General features: G+C 74.1%; 12 protein-coding genes and 2 tRNA genes. 6 read left to right on the top strand and 8 right to left on the bottom strand.

Translation table 11 applies throughout. The features are described from left to right. The first annotated feature begins 23 nt into the window (after positions 1 to 23). Positions 24 to 2138, top strand: coding sequence for a prolyl oligopeptidase family serine peptidase (locus tag ACH9EU_RS16665; RefSeq protein ID WP_396415022.1), 2115 nt, complete (start codon positions 24 to 26; stop codon positions 2136 to 2138). 12 nt (positions 2139 to 2150) lie between these two features. On the opposite strand, the gene ACH9EU_RS16660 is transcribed toward ACH9EU_RS16665, so the two are convergent. The 3 genes from ACH9EU_RS16660 to ACH9EU_RS16650 form a co-directional block, all read right to left on the bottom strand. Next, entirely contained in the window at positions 2151 to 2561 is a 411-nt protein-coding gene (locus ACH9EU_RS16660; RefSeq protein ID WP_396415021.1) for a phage holin family protein, read from the bottom strand. 121 nt (positions 2562 to 2682) lie between these two features. Beyond that, positions 2683 to 2771: transfer RNA gene (locus ACH9EU_RS16655), tRNA-Ser, on the bottom strand. Positions 2772 to 2835: 64 nt separating this feature from the next. Next, on the bottom strand, positions 2836 to 3936 hold the full coding sequence (locus tag ACH9EU_RS16650) for a glycosyltransferase (RefSeq protein ID WP_396415020.1): 1101 nt from the start codon (positions 3934 to 3936) through the stop codon (positions 2836 to 2838). Positions 3937 to 4123: 187 nt separating this feature from the next. Here ACH9EU_RS16650 and ACH9EU_RS16645 point away from each other — a divergent pair, with 187 nt between their 5' ends. After that, positions 4124 to 5584, top strand: a complete 1461-nt coding sequence (locus ACH9EU_RS16645) for a lipopolysaccharide biosynthesis protein (RefSeq protein ID WP_396415019.1) — start codon at positions 4124 to 4126, stop codon at positions 5582 to 5584. Positions 5585 to 5626: 42 nt separating this feature from the next. Here ACH9EU_RS16645 and ACH9EU_RS16640 read toward each other — a convergent pair whose 3' ends face one another. From ACH9EU_RS16640 to ACH9EU_RS16625, 4 genes are all read right to left on the bottom strand, one after another. Continuing rightward, a complete protein-coding gene (locus ACH9EU_RS16640; protein ID WP_396415018.1) occupies positions 5627 to 7714 on the bottom strand; it encodes an SGNH hydrolase domain-containing protein in 2088 nt (695 codons plus the stop codon). A 49-nt stretch (positions 7715 to 7763) separates the two neighbouring features. Then, positions 7764 to 8870, bottom strand: coding sequence for a glycosyltransferase (locus ACH9EU_RS16635; protein ID WP_396415017.1), 1107 nt, complete (start codon positions 8868 to 8870; stop codon positions 7764 to 7766). Positions 8871 to 8921: 51 nt separating this feature from the next. Beyond that, a complete protein-coding gene (locus tag ACH9EU_RS16630) occupies positions 8922 to 11108 on the bottom strand; it encodes a RecQ family ATP-dependent DNA helicase (RefSeq protein WP_396415016.1) in 2187 nt (728 codons plus the stop codon). Between the two features lie 591 nt (positions 11109 to 11699). After that, positions 11700 to 13499: an AMP-binding protein gene (locus ACH9EU_RS16625; protein ID WP_396415015.1), complete on the bottom strand. Its 1800-nt coding sequence runs from the start codon at positions 13497 to 13499 to the stop codon at positions 11700 to 11702. 198 nt (positions 13500 to 13697) lie between these two features. On the opposite strand from ACH9EU_RS16625, the gene fdh reads away from it, so the two are divergent. The 3 genes from fdh to nrfD are packed head-to-tail and all read left to right on the top strand — an operon-like array spanning position 13698 to position 19111. After that, positions 13698 to 17033 carry a formate dehydrogenase gene (gene fdh, locus ACH9EU_RS16620; RefSeq protein ID WP_396415014.1) on the top strand — a complete coding sequence of 1112 codons (3336 nt, stop codon included), beginning with the start codon at positions 13698 to 13700 and terminating at the stop codon, positions 17031 to 17033. After that, on the top strand, positions 17034 to 18026 hold the full coding sequence (locus ACH9EU_RS16615) for a 4Fe-4S dicluster domain-containing protein (protein WP_396415013.1): 993 nt from the start codon (positions 17034 to 17036) through the stop codon (positions 18024 to 18026). Further along, positions 18023 to 19111, top strand: a complete 1089-nt coding sequence (gene nrfD / locus ACH9EU_RS16610; protein ID WP_396415012.1) for an NrfD/PsrC family molybdoenzyme membrane anchor subunit — start codon at positions 18023 to 18025, stop codon at positions 19109 to 19111. Before ACH9EU_RS16615 ends, nrfD begins: the two co-directional genes overlap by 4 nt. Before the next feature lie 46 nt (positions 19112 to 19157). Here nrfD and selD read toward each other — a convergent pair whose 3' ends face one another. Further along, complete coding sequence (selD, locus tag ACH9EU_RS16605) at positions 19158 to 20177, bottom strand: selenide, water dikinase SelD (RefSeq protein ID WP_396415011.1); 1020 nt, start codon at positions 20175 to 20177, stop codon at positions 19158 to 19160. Between the two features lie 37 nt (positions 20178 to 20214). Between selD and ACH9EU_RS16600 the strand changes: the two genes are divergently transcribed. Next, a tRNA-Sec gene (locus ACH9EU_RS16600) sits at positions 20215 to 20309 on the top strand. The last annotated feature ends 22 nt before the right edge of the window (positions 20310 to 20331 follow it).

The following is a 20331-nucleotide window of genomic DNA, read 5'->3' as shown; positions in this document are numbered from 1 at the left end:
GAGCGGCGCCTACGATGGCGGACATGACGGAGACCACCGAGACCTCACGCCCGACCGCCGAGCAGCCGCACGACGAGAACCTGTGGCTCGAGGACATCACGGGCGACGCGCCCCTGGAGTGGGTGGCCGGGCAGAACGCCCGGACCCTGTCGGTGCTCGAGGGCCCGGCCCTGCGCCGCCTCGAGCAGGACGTGCTGGAGGTGCTGGACTCGACGGACCGGATCCCGATGGTCGCCAAGCACGGGCCGCACTACTACAACTTCTGGCGCGACGCCGAGCACCCCCGAGGTCTCTTCCGCCGCACCACGTGGGAGTCCTGGCTGGGCGAGCACCCCGACTGGGAGGTGCTGCTCGACGTCGACGCCCTGGCCGCGGCGGAGGGCGTCGACTGGGTCTGGGGCGGCGCCCGGCTGCTGCGGCCGCAGTACACCGGGGGCGAGCACCGGCGGGCCCTGGTGAGCCTCTCCCCCGACGGCGGCGACGCCAAGCGCGTGCGCGAGTTCGACCTCGTGGAACGGTCGTTCGTCCCGGGCGGGTTCGACGTCCCCACCGCGAAGTCCTCCGTCACGTGGCTGGACGCGGACGCGCTGCACGTGGCCACCGACTTCGGACCGGGCTCCCTCACCACCTCCTCCTACCCGCGCACGGTGCGGGTCATGCACCGGGGGCAGGAGCCCGCCGACGCGCAGCAGGTCTTCGAGGTGCCCGAGGACCACGTCCAGGCGGTGCTCGTGCGGGACCACACCCCGGGCTGGGTCCGGGACGTGGCGGTGGACGTGGTCGACTTCTTCGCCTCCCGGACCTATCTGGTGCGCGACGGCGAGTTCGTCCACGTGGACGTCCCCGACACCGTGACGGTCGACCTGCACCGGCAGTGGCTGCTGCTGCGGCCCCAGGAGGAGCTCGAGCTCGGCGGCGCCGTCCACCCCGCGGGGTCCCTGCTGGCGGCGGACCTGGAGGCGTTCCTCGCCGGGGACCGGTCCGTGACCCCGGTGTTCGTCCCGGACGCCCGCACCTCCCTGCAGTCGTGGTCCTGGACGGCCGACCGGCTCGTGCTCAACCTCCTCCAGGACGTCTCCTCGGTGGTGCGGGTCGCCGAGCCCGGCGCGTGGCGCACGACCGAGCTGCCGGGGGCCCCGGCGCTGCACAGCGTGGACGTCCACGCCGTCGACGACGAGGACCCGGAGGCCGGCAACGACTACTGGCTGGTGGCCGCGGGCTTCCTCACTCCGACGACCGTCTCGCGCGGCACACTCCCGGTCGGCGACCGGCCCGGGGCGTCGCCGACCGTGGCGAAGACCGCCCCGGCGTTCTTCGACGCGGCGGGCCTGAGCGTGGAGCAGCACTTCGCGGTCTCGGCGGACGGCACGCGCGTACCCTACTTCCAGGTCGGTCCCGCCGAGCTCGTGCCGGACGGCGCCAACCCCACCCTGCTCTCGGGCTACGGCGGCTTCGAGGTCTCCCGGACCCCCGGCTACTCCGGGGCGCTCGGCCGGTCCTGGCTGGCCCGCACCGACGACGCCGGGCGGTCCGGGGTCTACGTGCTCGCGAACATCCGCGGCGGAGGGGAGTACGGCCCGGCGTGGCACCGGGCGGCGCTGCGCGAGAACCGGCACCGGGCCTACGAGGACTTCGCCGCCGTGGCCCAGGACCTCCGGGCGCGTGGCGTGTGCACGCGCGAGCGGCTCGCCTGCTCCGGCGGGTCCAACGGCGGGCTGCTCGTGGGCAACATGCTCACCCGGTGGCCGGAGCTGTTCGGGGCCGTCTCCTGCGGCGTCCCGCTGCTGGACATGCGCCGCTACACGAGGCTCTCCGCGGGCTACTCGTGGATCGCGGAGTACGGCGACCCGGACGACCCCGAGCAGTGGGAGTTCGTCCGCACGTTCTCCCCGTACCACCTGCTGCGCGCCGACGGGGACTACCCGCCGGTCCTCTTCTGGACGGCCACGAGCGACGACCGCGTCGGCCCGGTCCAGGCGCGCAAGACGGCGGCGCGGATGCAGTCGCTGGGCCACGAGGACGTGTGGTTCTACGAGGCCACGGAGGGCGGGCACGCCGGGGCCGGGGACAACCGGCAGGCCGCCCGGCTGCACGCCCTGTCCCACGAGTTCCTCTGGCGGGCGCTGCACCGGGGCTGAGCCGGGGCCGGCTCAGCGCCTCTCTCGGTCCGGGACGATCCATCCCGCCACGAGCGAGACCACACCGATGATCAGGGTGGCCAGCACCGCGGTCCAGAGGAACTCGTCGATCTCCAGCCGCAGCGGGGTGAAGGAGCTCAGCCAGGACGTCAGCCACAGCATCGCCGCGTTGACCACGACCGCGAACAGCCCGAGGGTCAGGCAGGTGATCGGCAGGGACAGGATCGTCAGCACGGGCCGCACGACCGCGTTGACCACGCCGAAGACGACCCCGGCGAACAGGTGGGCCAGGACGGAGGCCGCGGTCTCTCCGCCGACGGCCGTCACGACGGACGGGTCCGCGGTGAGCTGCATCCCGGGCAGGATCCAGGCGGCCACCCAGATGGCGAACGCGTTGACGAGGACGCGGAGCAGGAAGGACATGGCGCCATCCTGCCAGGCACCGCGGGCAGGGTGACAGGGGCAGGGCGTCGGCGGCCCGGCACGGAAAAACACCCCGGACCACAGGTCCGGGGTGTTTCCGATGTCCTGGGACATCACAGCGCGGAGACGGGGGGATTTGAACCCCCGGTCGGGTTTAACCCCGACCCTTCATTAGCAGTGAAGTCCATTCGGCCGCTCTGGCACGTCTCCGTGCGCCGTCCGTCACTCGGTGCCGGACAACACAGGCCAGCTTAAGGGAGGACCGGTTCCCGGGTCAAAGCCGCGGACCCCGGGCCGGCGGCTGCGCGACGGAACGGTAGAGCCGGTCGAGCTCCCCGGCGATGCGGTCGGCCCCGTACCGGGAGCGGATCTCCTCCGCCATCTCCCGCGGCCCGAGCATGCCGGGAGCCGAGACGACCTCGAGGACCGCACGGCCGAAGGCCTCGGGGGTGCGCCCGGCCACGAGCCGGCCGTTGCCCGGGTGGACGAAGTCCCGCTGGCCGCCCACCGCGCCCATGACCACCGGACGGCCCGCGGCGAGGGCCTCCGCGGCGGCCACGCAGAAGGTCTCGGACCGGCTGGGGAGCAGGAACGCGTCAGCGGCCGCGAGCCGCGCCCGCACCTCCTCGGAGCTCACCGGTCCGGGGAGCAGGACGTGGTCCTCGAGCCCGTGCTCCCGCACCCGGTCCCGGACCTCCTGCTCCAGCTCCCCGGCACCGCACCAGGTGAGCCGGACGTCGTGGCCGGCCGACCGGAGCCAGGCCACGGTGTCGACGGCCAGGAGCGGGTCCTTGAGCGGCCGGAGGGCGCCGACGGCGACCAGCTCGAGGACGGGGCCGCGGGGCGGTGGGCTGACGTCCCGGTCGTGCTCGACGACGTTTCCGATCCGCTCGACCTTCTGCGCCGGGGCGAAGCGGCCCAGCACGTCGCACATCACGGAGCTCACGCCCGTGACCCGGTCCGGCACGCGCAGGATCCGGCGCAGCCCGGCCAGGCGACGCCACAGCGGTCCGTTCTGCTCGGGGGTCAGCACGCCGTTCCAGTGCTCGGTGTGCACCCACGGTCGCCGGCCGGCGAGCGGGAGGGCCACGAGCGCCGCGGAGAACGGCGTGGTGTGGAGCAGGTCGGCACCCGCGAGGTGCCGGAGGACCTCCCGGTACGCCCGCAGGACACCGGCCGGGTGCAGGGGGTGGAAGGGCAGGCGGAGCACGGGGATCCCGTCCCACCGCTCGAGCAGCACGGGCCCCGTGCGCAGCAGCCGCACGTGCAGCACCCGCACGTCGTGGTGGCGTGCGGCCGCACGCACGTGCCGCGGGACGAACGGCGTCTCGCCCGGCCGCTCCGCGGACGGGTACCAGGTGGTGAGGACCAGCACGCGCACGGCGCTCAGCACCGCCCGGCGCCCGGGCGTCCGGGGGCGTCGTCGGGCACGGACCGCCCGGGCGGGGGCGGGGCGGAGCAGGGGCGCGCGGTCATGGTGCCAGCCTAGCGAGCCCGACCGGGCCCGGGCCGCGGGTAGACTCGGGCGCGATGACCAGCCCAGCACCCGGGTCGGCCGCCTGATGTCCCGGCTGCGCTCGATCCTCTTCCCGCCCCCCAACCACGAGAACACGGACAACCCCCTCGGGTCGGCGTTCGCGCTGACCGTGGTGGCGGTGTTCGTGCAGGGACTCTCCCGCTTCGGCTACAGCCTCCTGGTGGGCCGGCTGATGGGCGCCGAGACCCTGGGCGAGGTCAACCTCACCATCTCGCTCGCCCTGTTCCTCGTCCTGCTGTGGCCCCAGGCCTCCGGGACGGCGGCCTCCAAGTTCATCGCGATGGCCCGGGGCCGCGAGGACCGGCGGGCGCAGGCCGCGACGGCGTCGTTCACCGCCACGAGCGCCGCGGCGGGGATGGCCGTGCTCTCCGTGTCGGCCGTGCTCTACGCCGCGTTCGTCCTCGAGCTGTCCTGGGGCTACGCGCTCTCCTCGGGCCTGCTGGTGCTCTCCCTGTCCGCGTACAACTTCGTGCGCGGAGTGCGCACGGGCAACAACCAGTTCGTCACGACGACGGCGTGGGACACGATCAGCTCCTTCCTGACGCTGACCCTCCTGCTGCTCGTCCTGCTCGCGGGCTGGCACTGGGTCCTGCTGCTCCCCCTGATCACGGGCTACGCGGTCTACGCGCTCCCCTCGTGGCCGCGCCGCTCCGGCTCCCGGCTCTCCCCCGCGCAGCGCCGGGAGATCCTGGTCTTCACCGCCTGGGGCTCCGCCCACATCGTGGCGGCGAGCGGGCTGATGCAGCTCTCCCTCGTGATCGGCGACGGCTTCGACACGAAGGCCGCCGTCGGCCTCTACGCCTCGGCCGTGGCCCTGGCCACCCCCGCCAGCATGCTCTCGGGGGCCATGATCACGGCCCTGTCCCCCAGCGTGGCACGCATGTTCGCGGCCGGGGACACGGCCGGGCTGACGCGGGCCGTGGACGGCATCCTGCGGACCATGGTCACGGTGTTCCTGCCCGTCTTCGGCGTGGGCATCCTGTGGGCGGAGCCGGTGCTGCTGATCTTCGGGGAGGAGTACCGGGCCGCGGAGCCGCTCCTGGTGCTCCTGTTCTTCGCGGTCTCCGCGACGAGCTTCAACGCGGCCAACGCCCGCCTCAACGGCACGGAGCGGTGGGGCATCAAGGTGCTGGCCGCGGCCAACGGCTGCGGGCTGCTCCTCGGGGTGACCACGATGCTGCTGCTGGGCCCGCGGCTGGGGATCGCGGCTTCTGCCCTGGGCTACCTCGTGGGCTCGCTCGTCAGCGCGGTCCTGCCCCTGCTCGTGGTCTGGCGGCTGGACCGGATGCGGTGGGGCGGCCTGCTGCTGAGGATCACGGCCGGCTACACGATGGTGCTCGGCGGCCTGCTCCTGCTGGGCCCCGGTTTCCGGGTCCTGCCGACGCTGGGGGTGACCGCGGTGTTCCTCGTGGTGTGGGCGGCGCTGAGCGCCCGGGACCTGCGGCCCGTGGCGGGCGCCGTCGCCGGCCGCTTCCGCCGCCGCTGAGCGGCACCCGGCCGGCGCACCGGGCCACGGACCCGGGCCCGGTCACGGGGCGACGGACTCCGGGGCCCGCTGCTCGAACTGCTCGACGGCGTACGGGACCATCGTCAGCACGTAGTCGCGGGGCATGTGGTTGTCGTCCATGTAGACCCAGCGGTTGCCGATCCGGGACGGGCACGTGCCGTCGGGGCAGATCCAGTCGCTCATGTCCAGGCTCACGAAGTTCTCGTGGCGGGCGGTCAGCGGCTCGGCCGGGTTCCGCGGGGCGAGCTTCTGCTCCCGCGGCGGGTTGCAGCGCTCGGCGTCCGGGCCCTCCTGGTCGATGCACGTGACCATGTTGAACGGGAAGCGGGGGTTGTCGCGGATCCCGACCACCGTGATGCCGCGCGATCGGAAGTCCGCCAGGACCCGTTCGAAACCGGGGGCGATCTGCTCACCGGGCCCTCCGGCGGCGGTCACCGTGGAGGTCGTGAACACGACGTCGACGTCGTGGTCGGCGATGTACCGGTCGGTCAGCCGGATCAGCTCCTGGCACTCGGCGTCGTCCGTGGTGTCCACGGGCTGATAGCGGCACGCCCCGCGGATCACCGAGAGCAGGTTCCAGCCGCGGCTCTCGGCGATCTCCTGGAACGCCGGCAGCCACTGCTCGGCGTGGGAGTTGCCGATGACCATGGCGTCCACCTCGGCGCCGGGGTCCACCGGCAGGGCGGAGCAGGCCACCTTGTAGCCCTCGAACCACTCCTCGGTCGCGGAGTCGCACCCCTCCGGCAGGGCCGACCACTGACCCTCGCGGACCAGCGGGTTCGGGATGGTGGGGACCTGCGGGTCCCGCTCCCAGGAGCCGCCCCCGGCCAGCACCGCCGCACCGGGGTTCTCCACGGCGGCCCGCTCCGCGGCCTCCCGCGCCTGCCGGTCCAGGGCGATCCGGGCACCGGCGGCGGGGAGCAGGACCAGGAGCACGCACAGGCCGGCGAGTCCGGCCCGGCGCGCGGTCGTGGCGTCCGAACCCGCACCGACCGCCAGCGGCTGCTCCACGAACCGCTGCACCAGCACGCCCAGCACGATGCTGCCGAGGAGGAGGAACACGCCGTGCAGCAGGGTCGCCTTCTCCCGGTCCGTCAGCACCAGGTAGGTGACCAGCACGGGCCAGTGCACGAGGTACACGGCGTAGGAGGCCCGGCCGAGCACGAGCAGCGGCGGCCGGCTCAGCAGGGCGTCGGCGCCCCGGCGGTGCCCCGTCTGCCCGGCCAGGACGACCAGTCCCGCGCCGGTCAGCGGCCACAGGGCGGCCCAGCCGGGGAAGGACCCCTGGACGTCCAGCACCAGCCCGCACACGGCGACGGCCACGAGGCCCGTCCAGCCCATGACGAGGCGCAGCGCCCGCGGCAGGCGGACCCCGCGCAGCACGGCCAGCGCGAGCAGGGAACCGAGGGCGAACTCCCACAGCCGGGCCCGGGTGTCGAAGTAGGCGAAGGCCTGCGCCTCGCGCGTGGTGACCACGGCGAAGGCGAAGGAGGCCACCAGGACGACGCCGAACACGACGGCGGCCACCCTCGTGACCGGCTGCCGCAGGCGTCTGGCCAGCACGCCGCACAGTCCCAGCAGGAGCGGCCAGAGCAGGAAGACCTGGCCCTGCACGGACAGGGACCAGAAGTGCTGGAAGGGGCTCGCGAGGGAGGTGTCCGCCGCGTAGTAGTCCACGGCGTTGACGGCCAGGACCCAGTTCTGGGCGTACACCGCCGTGGCCGCGGCCTCCTCGATGGCCGCGTACCACCGGTCGGAGGGGAAGAACAGGCGCACCGCCACGAGGGTGCCCAGGACGGTGACGACGACGGGCGGCAGCAGCCGGGAGAACGTCCTGGCCCAGTACCGGCCCAGCTGGGCCCCACGGCCCGCCTCGAGCCGCCGTACGTAGGAGAGGGTCATCAGGAACGCGGAGATGAACAGGAACACGTCCACCCCGCCGGACACTCCCCCGAGCCACACGTGGTACACCGCCACCAGCAGCACCGCCACGGTGCGCAGCCCCTGGACCTCGGGCCGGAAGCGGTGGGCGTCCGGAGCCCCGTCCGTGGGGGGAGCGGAGGTGCGCGCGGCCCGGGGGGTCAGGGCGGCAGACAGGGGTCGGCTCATGAAGTTCTCTCGTCAGGCGGGGGGTCGGACGACGGGTTGCGCACCATTCTCACACCATGAGCGATGCCGCCATGAATCTCGGAGGCGCCTCGCGGTGCAGGAGCCGGCGCGGGTCCCGGGTCAGGAGCGTCGCGGGCCGGCCGAACCGCCGGCGCCGGGCGGAGGCCGCGGCGATCCCTGCGGCGGAGGCGTCCGGCCGCACGGCGAGCTCCAGGACGTCCCGGTCGGCCCGGGAGAGCACCTCGAGGGCGGGCGCGGCCACGGAGCCGACGAGCGCCGTGAACTCCCGGCAGGCCCGGGCGTCCTCCGGGGACCACTGCCCGGACCGGGCCTGGACGGCCGCGAAGAACTGCACGCGCAGGACCTTGGCGGCGATCGCGGTGCGCCGCGCCTCCTCGAGACCGGCGAACCAGGACCCGCCCAGCAGGCCGCAGGCCGCGGCGAGGTCGGCCGCGAGCGGGCGGGCGGCCCCGCTGATCCGGTCGGCCGCGCCCTCGTGCAGGACATAGGCGGCCGCCCGCGGCGCCAGGTCCAGGCGGCCGCCGCCGAACCAGGTGCGGGCCACGAACTCCTGGTCCTCACCGGTCGCGTGCCCCCCGTCGAAGCGCGCCCCGACACGCAGCAGCGCCGCACGGCGCAGGAGACCGAAGGCGTGCGTGCGGTAGGCCAGCCGGTCCCGGACCGGGTCGAGGTCGGCCCGTCGCAGGGGCCGCGGGACGGGGGTGCGCACGGGCCGGCCGGTGTCCCGGACCAGCGGTGGCAGCACGGCGTCGGAGCCGTGGCGCTCGGCCGTGCGCACCCACGCGGCCAGGGCGCCGGGGGCCAGGGCGTCGTCGCTGTCGAGGAAGGACACGTACCGGCCCGTGGAGCGCTCCAGCCCCAGGTTCCGGGCGCCGGCGGGGTTGGTGGTGTCGTCGGCCCACTCGACCAGCTCCACGAGGGAGCGGTGCTCCGGCCGGAGACAGTCCCGGATCGGCTCCGCCCCGATGTTGTGGCAGACGACGGTGATGCGCACGGCGCCGGCCCGCGGGGCCGCGTCCGGCGCGGCGACGGGCAGTCCCCCGGCCACCACGGAGGCGACCGCGCGGCCCACGGGCCGGGTGGTGCTGTGCACGGGGACGACGACGTCGACGAGGGGGGACGCGGGGGAAGACACGCACGAAAGCGTACAGGCCCGGGCCCTCCGCGGGCCGGTCCGGCCGCCGTGTCAGCCCTGCGCGGCCAGGACGAAGGGCAGCACGGGCCCGGCCCCGGCCCGCCGCAGCGAGCGCGCGGCCACGGCGATGGTCCAGCGGCTGTCCACCAGGTCGTCGACGAGCAGCACGGGCCGCCCCGCGAGCCGCGCGAGCTCCTCCTCCATGCGCGGGGTGGTCCGGAACTTCTCCCACACGGCGGCCAGCCGGTAGGCGCTGTTGCCGCCGTGCCCGCCGGCCGGGAACCCCTCGGGGACGTCGAGCTCCCCGAGGTAGGGCAGGTGCCCGAGGCCGGCCATGCCCTCCGCGAGCGAGCGCACGAGCTGCGGCCGGGAGCGGGACGGGACGGAGACCACGGCGGCGGGCCGTTCCGCCCAGCGCCACTCCGCCAGCACCTGCACGCACGCCCGGCCGAGGTCCGGGTCCAGGGGCCCGTCCACGGGCGTCCCGTCCTCCGCGGTACGGAACACCTCGCGCAGCCGGTTTCCCCAGCCGAGATCCGTGAGACGGGCCAGGGCCCGCCCCTCGGCGTACCGCTCGCCCTCCGGGATGCGGCCCTTGACGTCGACGCCCAGCCGCGGCATGCCGGTGGGCCACTGGGCCCGGGGCTCCACGACGACGCCCACGCGCGCCAGCGCCGCGCCCGCGGAGTCGGTCGCCGCCTCGTCGACGTCGGCGGGGAACCACCGACCGGCACACGTGTCGCACCGACCGCACGGGGCGGCCGTGGGGTCGTCCAGCTGCCGGGCGAGGAACTCCATCCGGCACCCGGTGGTCCGTTCGTAGTCGAGCATGGCCCGCTGCTCGTCCACCCGGGCGGCGGAGATCCGGCCGTAGCGCTCGGCGTCGTAGCGCCACGGCACGCCGGTGGCCTGCCAGCCGCCCTGCACCCGCTCCACGGCCCCCTCCACGGCGAGGACCTTGAGCAGCAGCTCGAGCGGGCTGCGCCGGATGTCCACCCGGGACTCCAGCACCGCGACGGACAGGGGGCCGCCGGCCGCCCCGAGCTCGCCCAGCACGGCGGCGGCCTTCTGCTCGGTGGGCATCGAGGCGGTGGCGAAGTACTCCCAGATCTGCTGGTCCTCGGTCCCGGGCAGCAGCAGGACGTCGGCGTTGTCCGTGGCGCGTCCCGCGCGGCCCACCTGCTGGTAGTAGGCCACGGGCGAGGACGGCGCCCCCAGGTGGACCACGAAGCCGAGGTCCGGCTTGTCGAAGCCCATGCCCAGGGCGGAGGTCGCCACCAGGGCCTTCACGCGGTTCTCCTTGAGGGCGGCCTCGAGCTCCTCGCGCTCGCCCTGGTCGGTGCGCCCCGTGTAGGCCCGGACCGCGATCCCGGCGTCGGCGAGGGCCTGCGCGGTGTCCTCGGCGGCGCCGACGGTCAGCGTGTAGACGATGCCGCTGCCCGGCAGGGAGCCGATGTGCCCGAGCAGCCACGCCAGCCGGGCCGCGGCCGAGGGCAGGCGCAGCACGCCCAGCCGCAGCGACGCCCGCGAGAGCGGACCGCGCAGCGTGAACACCTCCCCCGTGCCCGCGCCGCCGGGCCGCACGCCCAGCTGCTCCTCGACGTCGGCGACCACGCGCTCGTTGGCGGTCGCGGTGGTCGCGAGGACCGGGACCCGGTCCGGGAGGCGTGCGATGAGGTCGCGGATGCGCCGGTAGTCGGGCCGGAAGTCGTGGCCCCAGTCGGAGATGCAGTGCGCCTCGTCCACCACGAGCAGCCCGAGCCGGGCCACGAGCTGCGGCAGCTGCTGCTCGCGGAACACGGGGTTGTTGAGCCGCTCCGGGGAGACCAGCAACACGTCGATCTCGTCCGCCTCGAGCTGCGCGGCGATCTGCCCCCACTCCGTGGCGTTGGCGGAGTTGATGGCCGCGGCCCGCACGCCCGCCCGGGCCGCGGCGGCCACCTGGTCGCGCATGAGGGCCAGCAGCGGGGAGACGATCAGTGTGGGACCCCGCCCCCGTGCGCGCAGCAGCAGGGCGGAGAGGAAGTAGACGGCGGACTTGCCCCAGCCGGTGCGCTGGACCACCAGGGCCCGCCGGCCGTGCGCCACGAGGGCCTCGATCGCCTCGAACTGGCCGGGGTGGAACCCGGCGTCGGTCCGGCCGGTCAGGGCCCGGAGCAGGCCGAGGGCGTCCTCGCGCAGCGCCGGGTCCTGGGTGGTCGAGGGGGCGTGCGTGTCGTGTGCCGGGGAGGTCGTCATGGTGCCCAGTCTTCCAGGGCGCACCGACGGCGCGGGACGCCGGGCGGCCGTGGTCGGCCAGGACGGGCCCGGACAGAGCGATGCGCCCGCTGCACCATCCGCAAGAACGGATGGCCCCCGCAGCGGGCGCATCGACCGGCCTGACGGCCGGTGGCGAGCAGAGACTCGCCTGGCGGGAGTACCGCCCCCCAGCGGTGCTCCCATGCGGTTCACCCCCCGATGAACCGTGCTGCACCGGCACCCCCCGATGCCTGCGTGCATGCGGCCCATCCCCCGATGAACCGCGGTGGATCCGCCCCCCGGCGGATCCGTTGGTTCGGACCCCATCGGGTGAACCAATTGACACCATGGTGGCAGGGATTCCCGGACCTGTCACGGACGCGGCGACCTCGCGCGGAACGGGGGACATCAACGCATTTTCATGTATTTTCGCTGGTCAGAGGCCGGTTCCCCGCGCGTTCCTACTGACCAGTTGGCAATTTGCCATGGTCAACGTCGCACGAAGTGGGGACACGGCCGGGTCGCCGTGTCCCCTGCGGACCCCCGTGCCGGTCCATGCATTACGCAAGATTGCGCGCCGCGGGACCGATCTCAGCCCCGCAGGTCCGGGAAGTCGGCCTCCGAGTACTCGACCCCCACCCCGCCGGCCGCCCCGTCGGCGCCCGGCCGGAGGCCCTTCCCCGCCTCCTCCCGCTCGCGCAGGACCACGCGGCGGATCTTCCCCGAGACCGTCTTCGGCAGGTCCGTGAACTCGACCTTGCGCACCCGCTTGTAGGGGGCGAGGTTCTCCCGAGCGAAACGGAGGATCTCACCGGCCAGCTCCCGGGTGGGCTCGGCGCCGGCCGCGAGGACCAGATAGGCCTTCGGGACGGCGTGCCGGACCGGGTCGGGCGCCGGCACGACGGCGGCCTCGGCCACCGCGGGGTGCTCGATGAGCACCGACTCCAGCTCGAACGGGGAGATCCGGTAGTCGGAGGCCTTGAAGACGTCGTCGGTGCGTCCCACGTAGAAGTAGACCCCGTGCTCGTCCCGCCGGGCGATGTCCCGCGTGTGGTACCAGCCGTCCTGGACGACCTCGGACGTCCGCTCCGGCTCGTCGATGTAGCCGGCCATGATCCCCGGCGGGTCGTCGTGGACCTCGAGACAGATCTCCCCCTCCTCGGCCGGCGCGCCCGTGCGGGGGTCGAGGAGTTCGACGACGAAGCCGGGCAGCGGCCGGCCCATCGCCCCCGGCACCACGGGCTGGCCGGGGGTGTTGGCGATCTGCAGCGTCGTCTCCGTCTGTCCGTAGCCGTCCCGGACGATCACGCCCCACGCCTCCTCCACCCGCCGGATCACCTCGGGGTTGAGCGGCTCACCGGCGGAGACCGCCGAGCGCGGCGGGTGGCGCAGCCGGCCGAGGTCCGCCTGGATGAGCATCCGCCACACGGTGGGCGGGGCGCAGAAGCTCGTCACCCCGGCGCGGTCCATCTGCTCCAGGAGGGCGACGGCGTCGAAGCGCTCCTGCCGGTGCACGAAAACGCAGGCCTCGGCGATCCACGGCGCGAAGAAGTTCGACCAGGAGTGCTTGCCCCAGCCGGGCGAGGCGATGTTCAGGTGGACGTCGCCGGGGCGCAGGCCCGTCCAGTAGAGCGTCGACAGGTGCCCGTAGGAGTAGGAGTAGTGGGTGTGCTCCACGAGCTTGGCCTGCGACGTGGTCCCGGAGGTGAAGTAGAGCAGCAGCGGGTCGCGCGAGCGCGTGACGCCCTCCGGCACGAACCCGGCCCCGGCCGCGGCCGCCTCCGCCCAGGCGTGCACCGGCCGGCCCGGCAGCCGTTCCCGGACCGCGGCGAGCGCCTCGTCGTCGCCGACGACGACGAGGCCGTAGTCGCCGTCGACGTCCGCGAACTTCAGCGCGTCGGCGGCGTCGGCGACGACCCAGCGCACCCGCCCCCGGCGGACCCGGTCCTGCAGGTCCGCGGGCGGCATCATGACGGCGGTCGGGATCAGGGGCGCGCCCAGCTTCATGCCCGCCAGCTGGGCCTCCCACAGCTCGAGCCGGTTGCCGAGCATCAGCAGGACGCGGTCCCCGCGCCCGACCCCCAGACCGCGCATCCAGCCGGCGACCCGGTCGGAGGACGCGGAGAGCTCGCGGAAGGTCCGGCGCAGCTCGGTGCCGTCCTCGGCCACGATCCGCAGCGCGTCCCGGGCTCCCCGCCCGGGGTCGCGGGCGACGTGGTCGAACCAGTCCAGGGCGAAGTTGAAGTGCTCCATCCGCGGCCAGCGGAACTCCCGCCGCGCCCGGTCGTAGTCCTCCCGCAGCTCCATGAGGTGGTCCCGGACCGCCTCGTACTGCTCGGAGACGCCGGGGGCGGCGTCGGACATCGCGCTCGTGGGAACCGGCTCGACCATCAGGGACCTCTTCCTCCGTCGCCGTCCGGGCGGGGCTCGCCCGGCGGGCCTGCCGAGAAGTCTAGTGCCGCCGGGCACGGCCCCGCCGGGGCCCGGCGACGCCGTGCCCCGGCGGGAGTGGACGGTGCCCGGGACCGGCCGGCGACACCGGCCGGTGTGCTCCTGTCACCGTGACCTCCGACACGCTATGCTCCGGGCATGGCACGAGTGAGCTTCCTGGAGTGGCCGGTCGTCCGGCAGCTGCGGTCGGGCGACCTGCTGGGTCGCGGTCCGGCCGTGACCTCCCAACGGACCCGCGGGACCACCGCCCGGACGACCACGGCGGACCGCGTGGTGCGGAGCGTGTGCCCGTACTGCGCGGTGGGCTGCGGCCAGCGGGTCTACGTCAAGGACGAGAAGGTCGTCCAGATCGAGGGCGATCCGGACTCGCCGATCTCCCGGGGGCGGCTGTGCCCCAAGGGTGCGGCCAGTGAGCAGCTGGTGAACGCGCCCGGCCGGCAGACCGAGGTGCTCTACCGCGCCCCGCGCGCCACCGAATGGCAGCGCCTCGACCTCGAGACCGCCGTCGAGATGGTCACCGACCGCTTCCTCGAGACGCGCCGTCGCACCTGGCAGCAGGAGGACGACCAGGGCCGCCCGCTGCGCCGCACGATGGGCATCGCCTCGCTGGGCGGAGCGACGCTGGACAACGAAGAGAACTACCTGATCAAGAAGCTCTTCACGGCCGCCGGAGCGATCCAGATCGAGAACCAGGCCCGTATTTGACACTCCTCCACGGTTCCCAGTCTGGGAGCCTCGTTCGGGCGTGGCGGCGCCACGCAGTCCCTGCAGGACATGGCCAACGCCGACTGCATCGTCATCCAGGGCTCCAACATGGCCGAGTGCCACCCCGTGGGCTACCAGTGGGTGACCGAGGCCAAAGCCCGTGGTGCCCGGGTGATCCACGTCGACCCGCGCTTCACCCGCACCTCGGCGGTCGCCGACAAGCACGTCCCGATCCGGGCCGGCTCGGACATCGTCCTGCTCGGGGCCCTGATCAACCACGTGCTCACCCATGACCTGTGGTTCGAGGAGTACGTCCGCGCCTACACCAACGCGGCCACGATCGTGGACGAGGACTACCGCGACGCCGAGGACCTCGACGGGCTCTTCTCCGGGTTCGACCCGGAGACCGGCCAGTACGACATGTCCTCGTGGGCCTACGAGGAGCGCGGCGGCGACCGGGTGGAGGGACCCGCGGGCGACTCCGAGCACGGCGTCGAGGGCGTGACCGAGGCCGCCGGCCAGCAGCTGGGCAGCGGCGGCGCCCCGATGGAGAACGCCCGCGTGGAGCGCGACGAGACCCTGCAGCACCCGCGCACGGTGTTCCAGATCCTCAAGCGGCACTTCGCGCGCTACACCCCCGACATGGTGCGGGAGGTATGCGGCATCTCCCCCGAGGACTTCGCGTACCTGGCCCGCTCCGTCACGGAGAACTCCGGGCGCGAGCGGACCACGTGCATCGCCTACGCCGTCGGCTGGACCCAGCACAGCCTGGGCGCGCAGTACATCCGCACCGCCGCGATCCTGCAGCTGCTGCTGGGCAACATGGGCCGTCCCGGCGGAGGGATCATGGCCCTGCGCGGTCACGCCAGCATCCAGGGCTCGACCGACATCCCGACGCTGTTCAACCTGCTGCCCGGCTACCTGCCGATGCCGGTGGCCGGCACCCACGACACGTTCGAGGACTACCTGGCCGCGATCGCGACGAAGGAGCAGAAGGGCTACTGGGCCGAGGCCGACGCCTACACGACGAGCCTGCTCAAGGCCTGGTGGGGGGACGCGGCCACGGCGGACAACAACTGGGCCTACGACCACCTCCCGCGCCTCACCGGTGCCCACGGCACCTACCAGACGCTGACGAGCATGCTCGACGACGAGGTGGAGGGCTACTTCCTGCTCGGCCAGAACCCCGCGGTGGGCTCCTCCAACGGCCGGATGCAGCGCATGGCCATGTCCCACCTCAAGTGGCTGGTGGTGCGCGACCTCAACCTCATCGAGTCGGCGACCTGGTGGAAGGACGGGCCCGAGATCGCCTCGGGCGAGCTGCGCACCGAGGACATCGAGACCGAGGTGTTCTTCCTTCCCGCGGCCACGCACGTGGAGAAGTCCGGCACGTTCACCCAGACCCAGCGGCTGCTGCAGTGGCGGCACCAGGCCGTCGCACCGCCGGGCGAGTGCCAGAGCGAGCTGCAGTTCTTCCACGAGCTGGGCCGGCGGATCCGGGAGCGGCTCGCCGGTTCCACCGACGAGCGCGACCGCCCGCTGCTCGACCTCACCTGGGACTACCCCGTGGACGAGCACGGCGAGCCGGACCCCGAGGCGGTGCTCGCCGAGATCAACGGCCGCCACCTCACCGGCCCGGACGCCGGCAGGCCGCTGTCCTCGTACACCGAGATGCGCGCGGACGGTTCGACCTCAGGGGGCTGCTGGATCTACACCGGGGTCTACGCCGACGGCGTCAACCACGCGGCCGCCCGCACGCCGGGCCAGGAACAGGGGCCCAGCGCCCCGGACTGGGGCTGGGCGTGGCCGGCCAACCGCCGGATCCTCTACAACCGCGCCTCGGCCGACCCCGAGGGCAGGCCGTGGAGCGAGCGCAAGAAGTACGTCTGGTGGGACGAGGAGGCGAACCGGTGGGTCGGGGACGACGTGCCCGACTTCCCGCTCCACCTCGCCCCGGGCACCCGTCCCGAGCCCGGCGCCGGGGGCGCGGCAGCGCTGGCCGGCGACGACCCGTTCATCATGCAGAGCGACGGCAAGGGGTGGCTGTACGCGCCCAAGGGCGTGCTGGACGGACCGCTGCCCACGCACTACGAGCCGCAGGAGTCGCCGGTCGCCAACGCCCTGTACGGCCAGCAGCGCAACCCCTCCCGGGTGCTGTTCGCCCGCCAGGACAATCTCAGCGCCCCGAGCGCCGGCGAGCCGGGGGCGGCCGTGTACCCCTACGTCTTCACCACCTACCGGCTGACCGAGCACCACACCGCCGGCGGCATGAGCCGCTGGCTGCCGTACCTCTCGGAGCTGCAGCCGGAGATGTTCTGCGAGGTCTCCCCCGAGCTCGCCGCCGAGTGCGGGCTGGAACCGTACGGCTGGGCCACGATCGTCTCGCCGCGGGCGGCAATCGAGGCCCGGGTGCTCGTCACCGACCGGATGACCCCGCTCGTGGTGCGCGGGCACACCGTGCACCAGATCGGGCTCCCCTACCACTGGGGCGTGGGCGACGACGCCGTGGTCGGCGGCGACTCCGCCAACGACCTGCTGGGCCTCACGCTCGAGCCCAACGTGCAGATCCAGGACTCCAAGGTCGGCTCCTGCCACATCCGCCCGGGCCGCCGCCCCCGGGGCTCCGAGCTGCTCGACCTGGTCCTGGAGTACCAGCAGCGTGCGGGTGCCACCGTGGAGACCGGCAACACCCGGATCGACCGGCCCGGGGGCACCCCGGGCGCCGACCCGACCACCGACGCGACCACCGACCCGACGAGGGAGACCTAGATGGGCCAGCTGGCCGGACCGACCGATCCCACGGCCGACGCGAACTGGGAGCACCGGCACGAGCGGAAGGGCTTCTTCACGGACACCTCGATCTGCATCGGGTGCAAGGCCTGTGAGGTGGCTTGCAAGGAGTGGAACGACAATCCGCAGGACGGGGACCTCCGGCTGCTCGAGTCCTCCTACGACAACACCGGCTCCCTGGGCGCCAGCACCTGGCGGCACGTGGCGTTCGTCGAGCAGGACGGCGAGCGCATCGAGGAGGCCCGCGAGTCCGGGCGCAAGCTCGTGAGCCTGGGCATGCCTCGCGTCGGCCCGCCCGAGCCGCGGACGGCCGCCGAGGACACCGCTCCGCCGGACACCCCGGAGTTCCGCTGGCTCATGTCCTCCGACGTCTGCAAGCACTGCACCCACGCCGGGTGCCTCGACGTCTGCCCCACCGGGGCGCTGTTCCGCACCGAGCACGGCACGGTGGTGGTGCAGGACGACGTGTGCAACGGGTGCGGCACGTGCGTGGCCGGCTGCCCGTTCGGCGTGATCGAGCGGCGCACCGACGGCACCGCCGCGCCCCGGACGAAGCGGGGCGAGCAGCCGGGGGCGGCGCCGGAGGTGCCGAACGTGGGCGTCGCCCAGAAGTGCACCCTGTGCTACGACCGCATGACCGACGACCAGACGCCCGCGTGCGCGCAGACGTGTCCGACGACGTCGATCAAGTACGGCGAGCACGAGGACATGGTCGACCAGGCCCGGCACCGGGTCGCCGAGCTGCACGCCCAGGGGCGCACCGAGGCGAGGCTCTACGGCGCCAACGAGCTGGACGGCGTCGGCGGCACCGGGTCGGTGTTCCTGCTGCTCGACGAGCCGGAGGTCTACGGGCTGCCCCCCGATCCTCGGGTGCCGACCGCGGACCTGCCCCGGATGTACCAGCGGGCCGGCCTGGCCGCGGCGGGCATGCTCGCCGCCGTCGCCGTGGCCTTCGCAGGAGGCCGTTCGTGAGCCTGTCCGAGTTCGACGGCTACCGTCCGCCCGAGCCGCCCCGCCGTCGGCGCAGGGACGGCGGACGCCGCCGGGGCGCCGGTGAGGGCGGCAACGGCGGGCGTGAGGCGCCGATGGTCCCGGAGGCCGAGTTCACCTCCTACTACGGCCGGCCGGTGGTCAAGCCGGCTCCCTGGGGCCACGAGGTCGCCGCGTACCTCTTCCTGGGCGGCGTGGCCGGCGGCTCGGCGTTGCTCGCGCTCGGCGCCCAGCTCACCGGCCGCGACGAGCTGCGCCGCAACGCCCGGCTGGGCTCGGTGACCGCGCTCGGTCTCGGCGGGGCTGCCCTGGTCGCGGACCTCGGGCGCCCGGAGCGCTTCCTGCACATGCTGCGCACGTTCAAACCGACCTCGCCGATGAGCATGGGGACGTGGATCCTCAGCGCCTTCGGAGCGGGCACGGGGATCGCGGTCGCGGCCGAGGTCGACCGGATGACCGGCTCCCGCCTGCCGCTGGGCCCGCTGCGCCCGGTGCTGCGCGCCGTCGAGGGGCCGGCCGGCGTCGAGGCCGCGGTCTTCGCCGGTCCGCTCGCCGCCTACACCGCCGCCCTGCTCTCCGACACCGCGACGCCCACGTGGAACGCCGCCCGCGAGGACCTGGCGTTCGTCTTCGTGAGCTCGGCGAGCCTCGCCTCGGGCGGTCTGGCGATGGTCACGACCTCGGTCGGCGAGGCCGGTCCCGCCCGGCGGCTCGCCGTGCTCGGCGTGGCGGGGGAGCTGGTCGCCACGAAGCTGATGGAGCGCCGGATGGACCCGGTGGCGGCCGAGCCGCTGCACCACGGCCAGGCCGGGGCCATGCTGGCGTGGAGCGAGCGGCTGGCGGTCGCCGGCGGGCTCGGCGCGCTGCTGGGCGGACGGCACCGGGCCGTCGCCGCGGTCTCGGGGCTGGCGCTGCTGGCCTCCTCGGCGCTGACCCGGTTCGGCGTGATGGAGGCCGGGCTCCACTCGGCCGAGGACCCCCGCTACACGATCGAGCCGCAGAAGGCGCGGCTGGCCGCGCGCCGGGCCGCCGGGATCACCGACGACGCGATCACCACCGCAGGCTGAGCGCCGTCGCCCCGGCAGAGGGCTCGGCGTCGTCCCCGAGAGGGGCTCAGCGCACCGCGACGCCGGATCCGGCGACCGTGTGGCCGACCACGGGGTACCCCGGCACCTCGCCGACGATCAGCAGCCCGCCCGAGGTCTGCGCGTCGGCCAGCACGAGCAGGTCGTCCTCGGTGACCCCCGGCCCCGGCCGCAGGTGCGGGCGCACCCAGTCGAGGTTGCGCCGGGTCCCGCCGGAGACGAAGCCGTCCCGCAGCGCCTGCGCGGCGCCCTCGACGAGCGGCACGGCCGTGCGGTCGAGCACCGCGCCCACCCCGGAGGCGCGGCACATCTTGTGCATGTGGCCGAGCAGGCCGAAGCCGGTGACGTCCGTGGCCGCCCGGACGCCGGCGGCCAGCGCGGCGTCGGCCGCCTCCCGGTTCAGCCGCGTCATCGTGGCGACGGCCTCGGCGAAGACCTCGCCGGTCTGCTTGTGCCGGTTGTTCAGCAGCCCCACGCCGATCGGCTTGGTCAGCGTCAGCGGGAGCCCGGCCTCGGCGGCGTCGTTGCGCAGCAGCCGCTCCGGGTCGGCCACACCGGTGACCGCCATGCCGTACTTCGGTTCCGGGTCGTCGATGGAGTGCCCCCCGATCACGGGGCACCCCGCCTCGGCGGCGACCGCCAGACCGCCGCGGAGCACCTCGGTCAGCAGCTCCATCGGGAGCTCGTCCCGGGGCCAGCCGACGAGGTTGATCGCCATGACCGGGCGCCCGCCCATGGCGTACACGTCCGACAGCGCGTTCGCGGCGGCGATCCGGCCCCAGTCGTAGGCGTCGTCGACGACCGGGGTGAAGAAGTCGGCGGTCGAGAGCACCGCGAGATCCTCGCGGACCAGGACGGCCGCGGCGTCGTCGCCGTCGTCGAGGCCGACCAGCACCCCGGCCCCGGACTGCCCGGTGAGACCGCGCACGGCGTCCTCGAGCTCGCCCGGAGGGATCTTGCAGGCGCATCCGCCGCCGTGGGCGAAGCCGGTGAGGCGGAGCGCCCCGGTGGCGCCGGAGCCGCTGGTCGAGGTCTTGGTGAGGTCCACGGTGCCAGCCTACTGGTGGCGGTGCTACATTGCCGGTGGAGGCGTCCGGGTCCTGGTGGGCCCCCCGGTCTTCAAAACCGGTGAGGCCGAGCACCTCGGCCTGGCGGGTTCGATTCCCGTCCGCCTCCGCCAACTTCTGCCACGCGCCCCGCGC

The sequence above is a fragment of the Kocuria rhizosphaerae genome (genome assembly GCF_044462265.1).
Lineage (GTDB): Bacteria > Actinomycetota > Actinomycetes > Actinomycetales > Micrococcaceae > Kocuria > Kocuria rhizosphaerae.
This window is presented reverse-complemented; position numbering and strand designations above follow the sequence as displayed.

What these genes read in the sequence shown, in the direction of transcription:
- ACH9EU_RS16665 (WP_396415022.1), top strand. Translation starts at nt 24, where the DNA reads ATGACGGAGACCACCGAGACCTCACGCCCGACCGCCGAGCAGCCGCAC.
- ACH9EU_RS16660 (WP_396415021.1), bottom strand. Translation starts at nt 2,561, where the DNA reads ATGTCCTTCCTGCTCCGCGTCCTCGTCAACGCGTTCGCCATCTGGGTG.
- ACH9EU_RS16645 (WP_396415019.1), top strand. Translation starts at nt 4,124, where the DNA reads ATGTCCCGGCTGCGCTCGATCCTCTTCCCGCCCCCCAACCACGAGAAC.
- ACH9EU_RS16640 (WP_396415018.1), bottom strand. Translation starts at nt 7,714, where the DNA reads ATGAGCCGACCCCTGTCTGCCGCCCTGACCCCCCGGGCCGCGCGCACC.
- ACH9EU_RS16630 (WP_396415016.1), bottom strand. Translation starts at nt 11,108, where the DNA reads ATGACGACCTCCCCGGCACACGACACGCACGCCCCCTCGACCACCCAG.
- ACH9EU_RS16625 (WP_396415015.1), bottom strand. Translation starts at nt 13,499, where the DNA reads ATGGTCGAGCCGGTTCCCACGAGCGCGATGTCCGACGCCGCCCCCGGC.
- ACH9EU_RS16615 (WP_396415013.1), top strand. Translation starts at nt 17,034, where the DNA reads ATGGGCCAGCTGGCCGGACCGACCGATCCCACGGCCGACGCGAACTGG.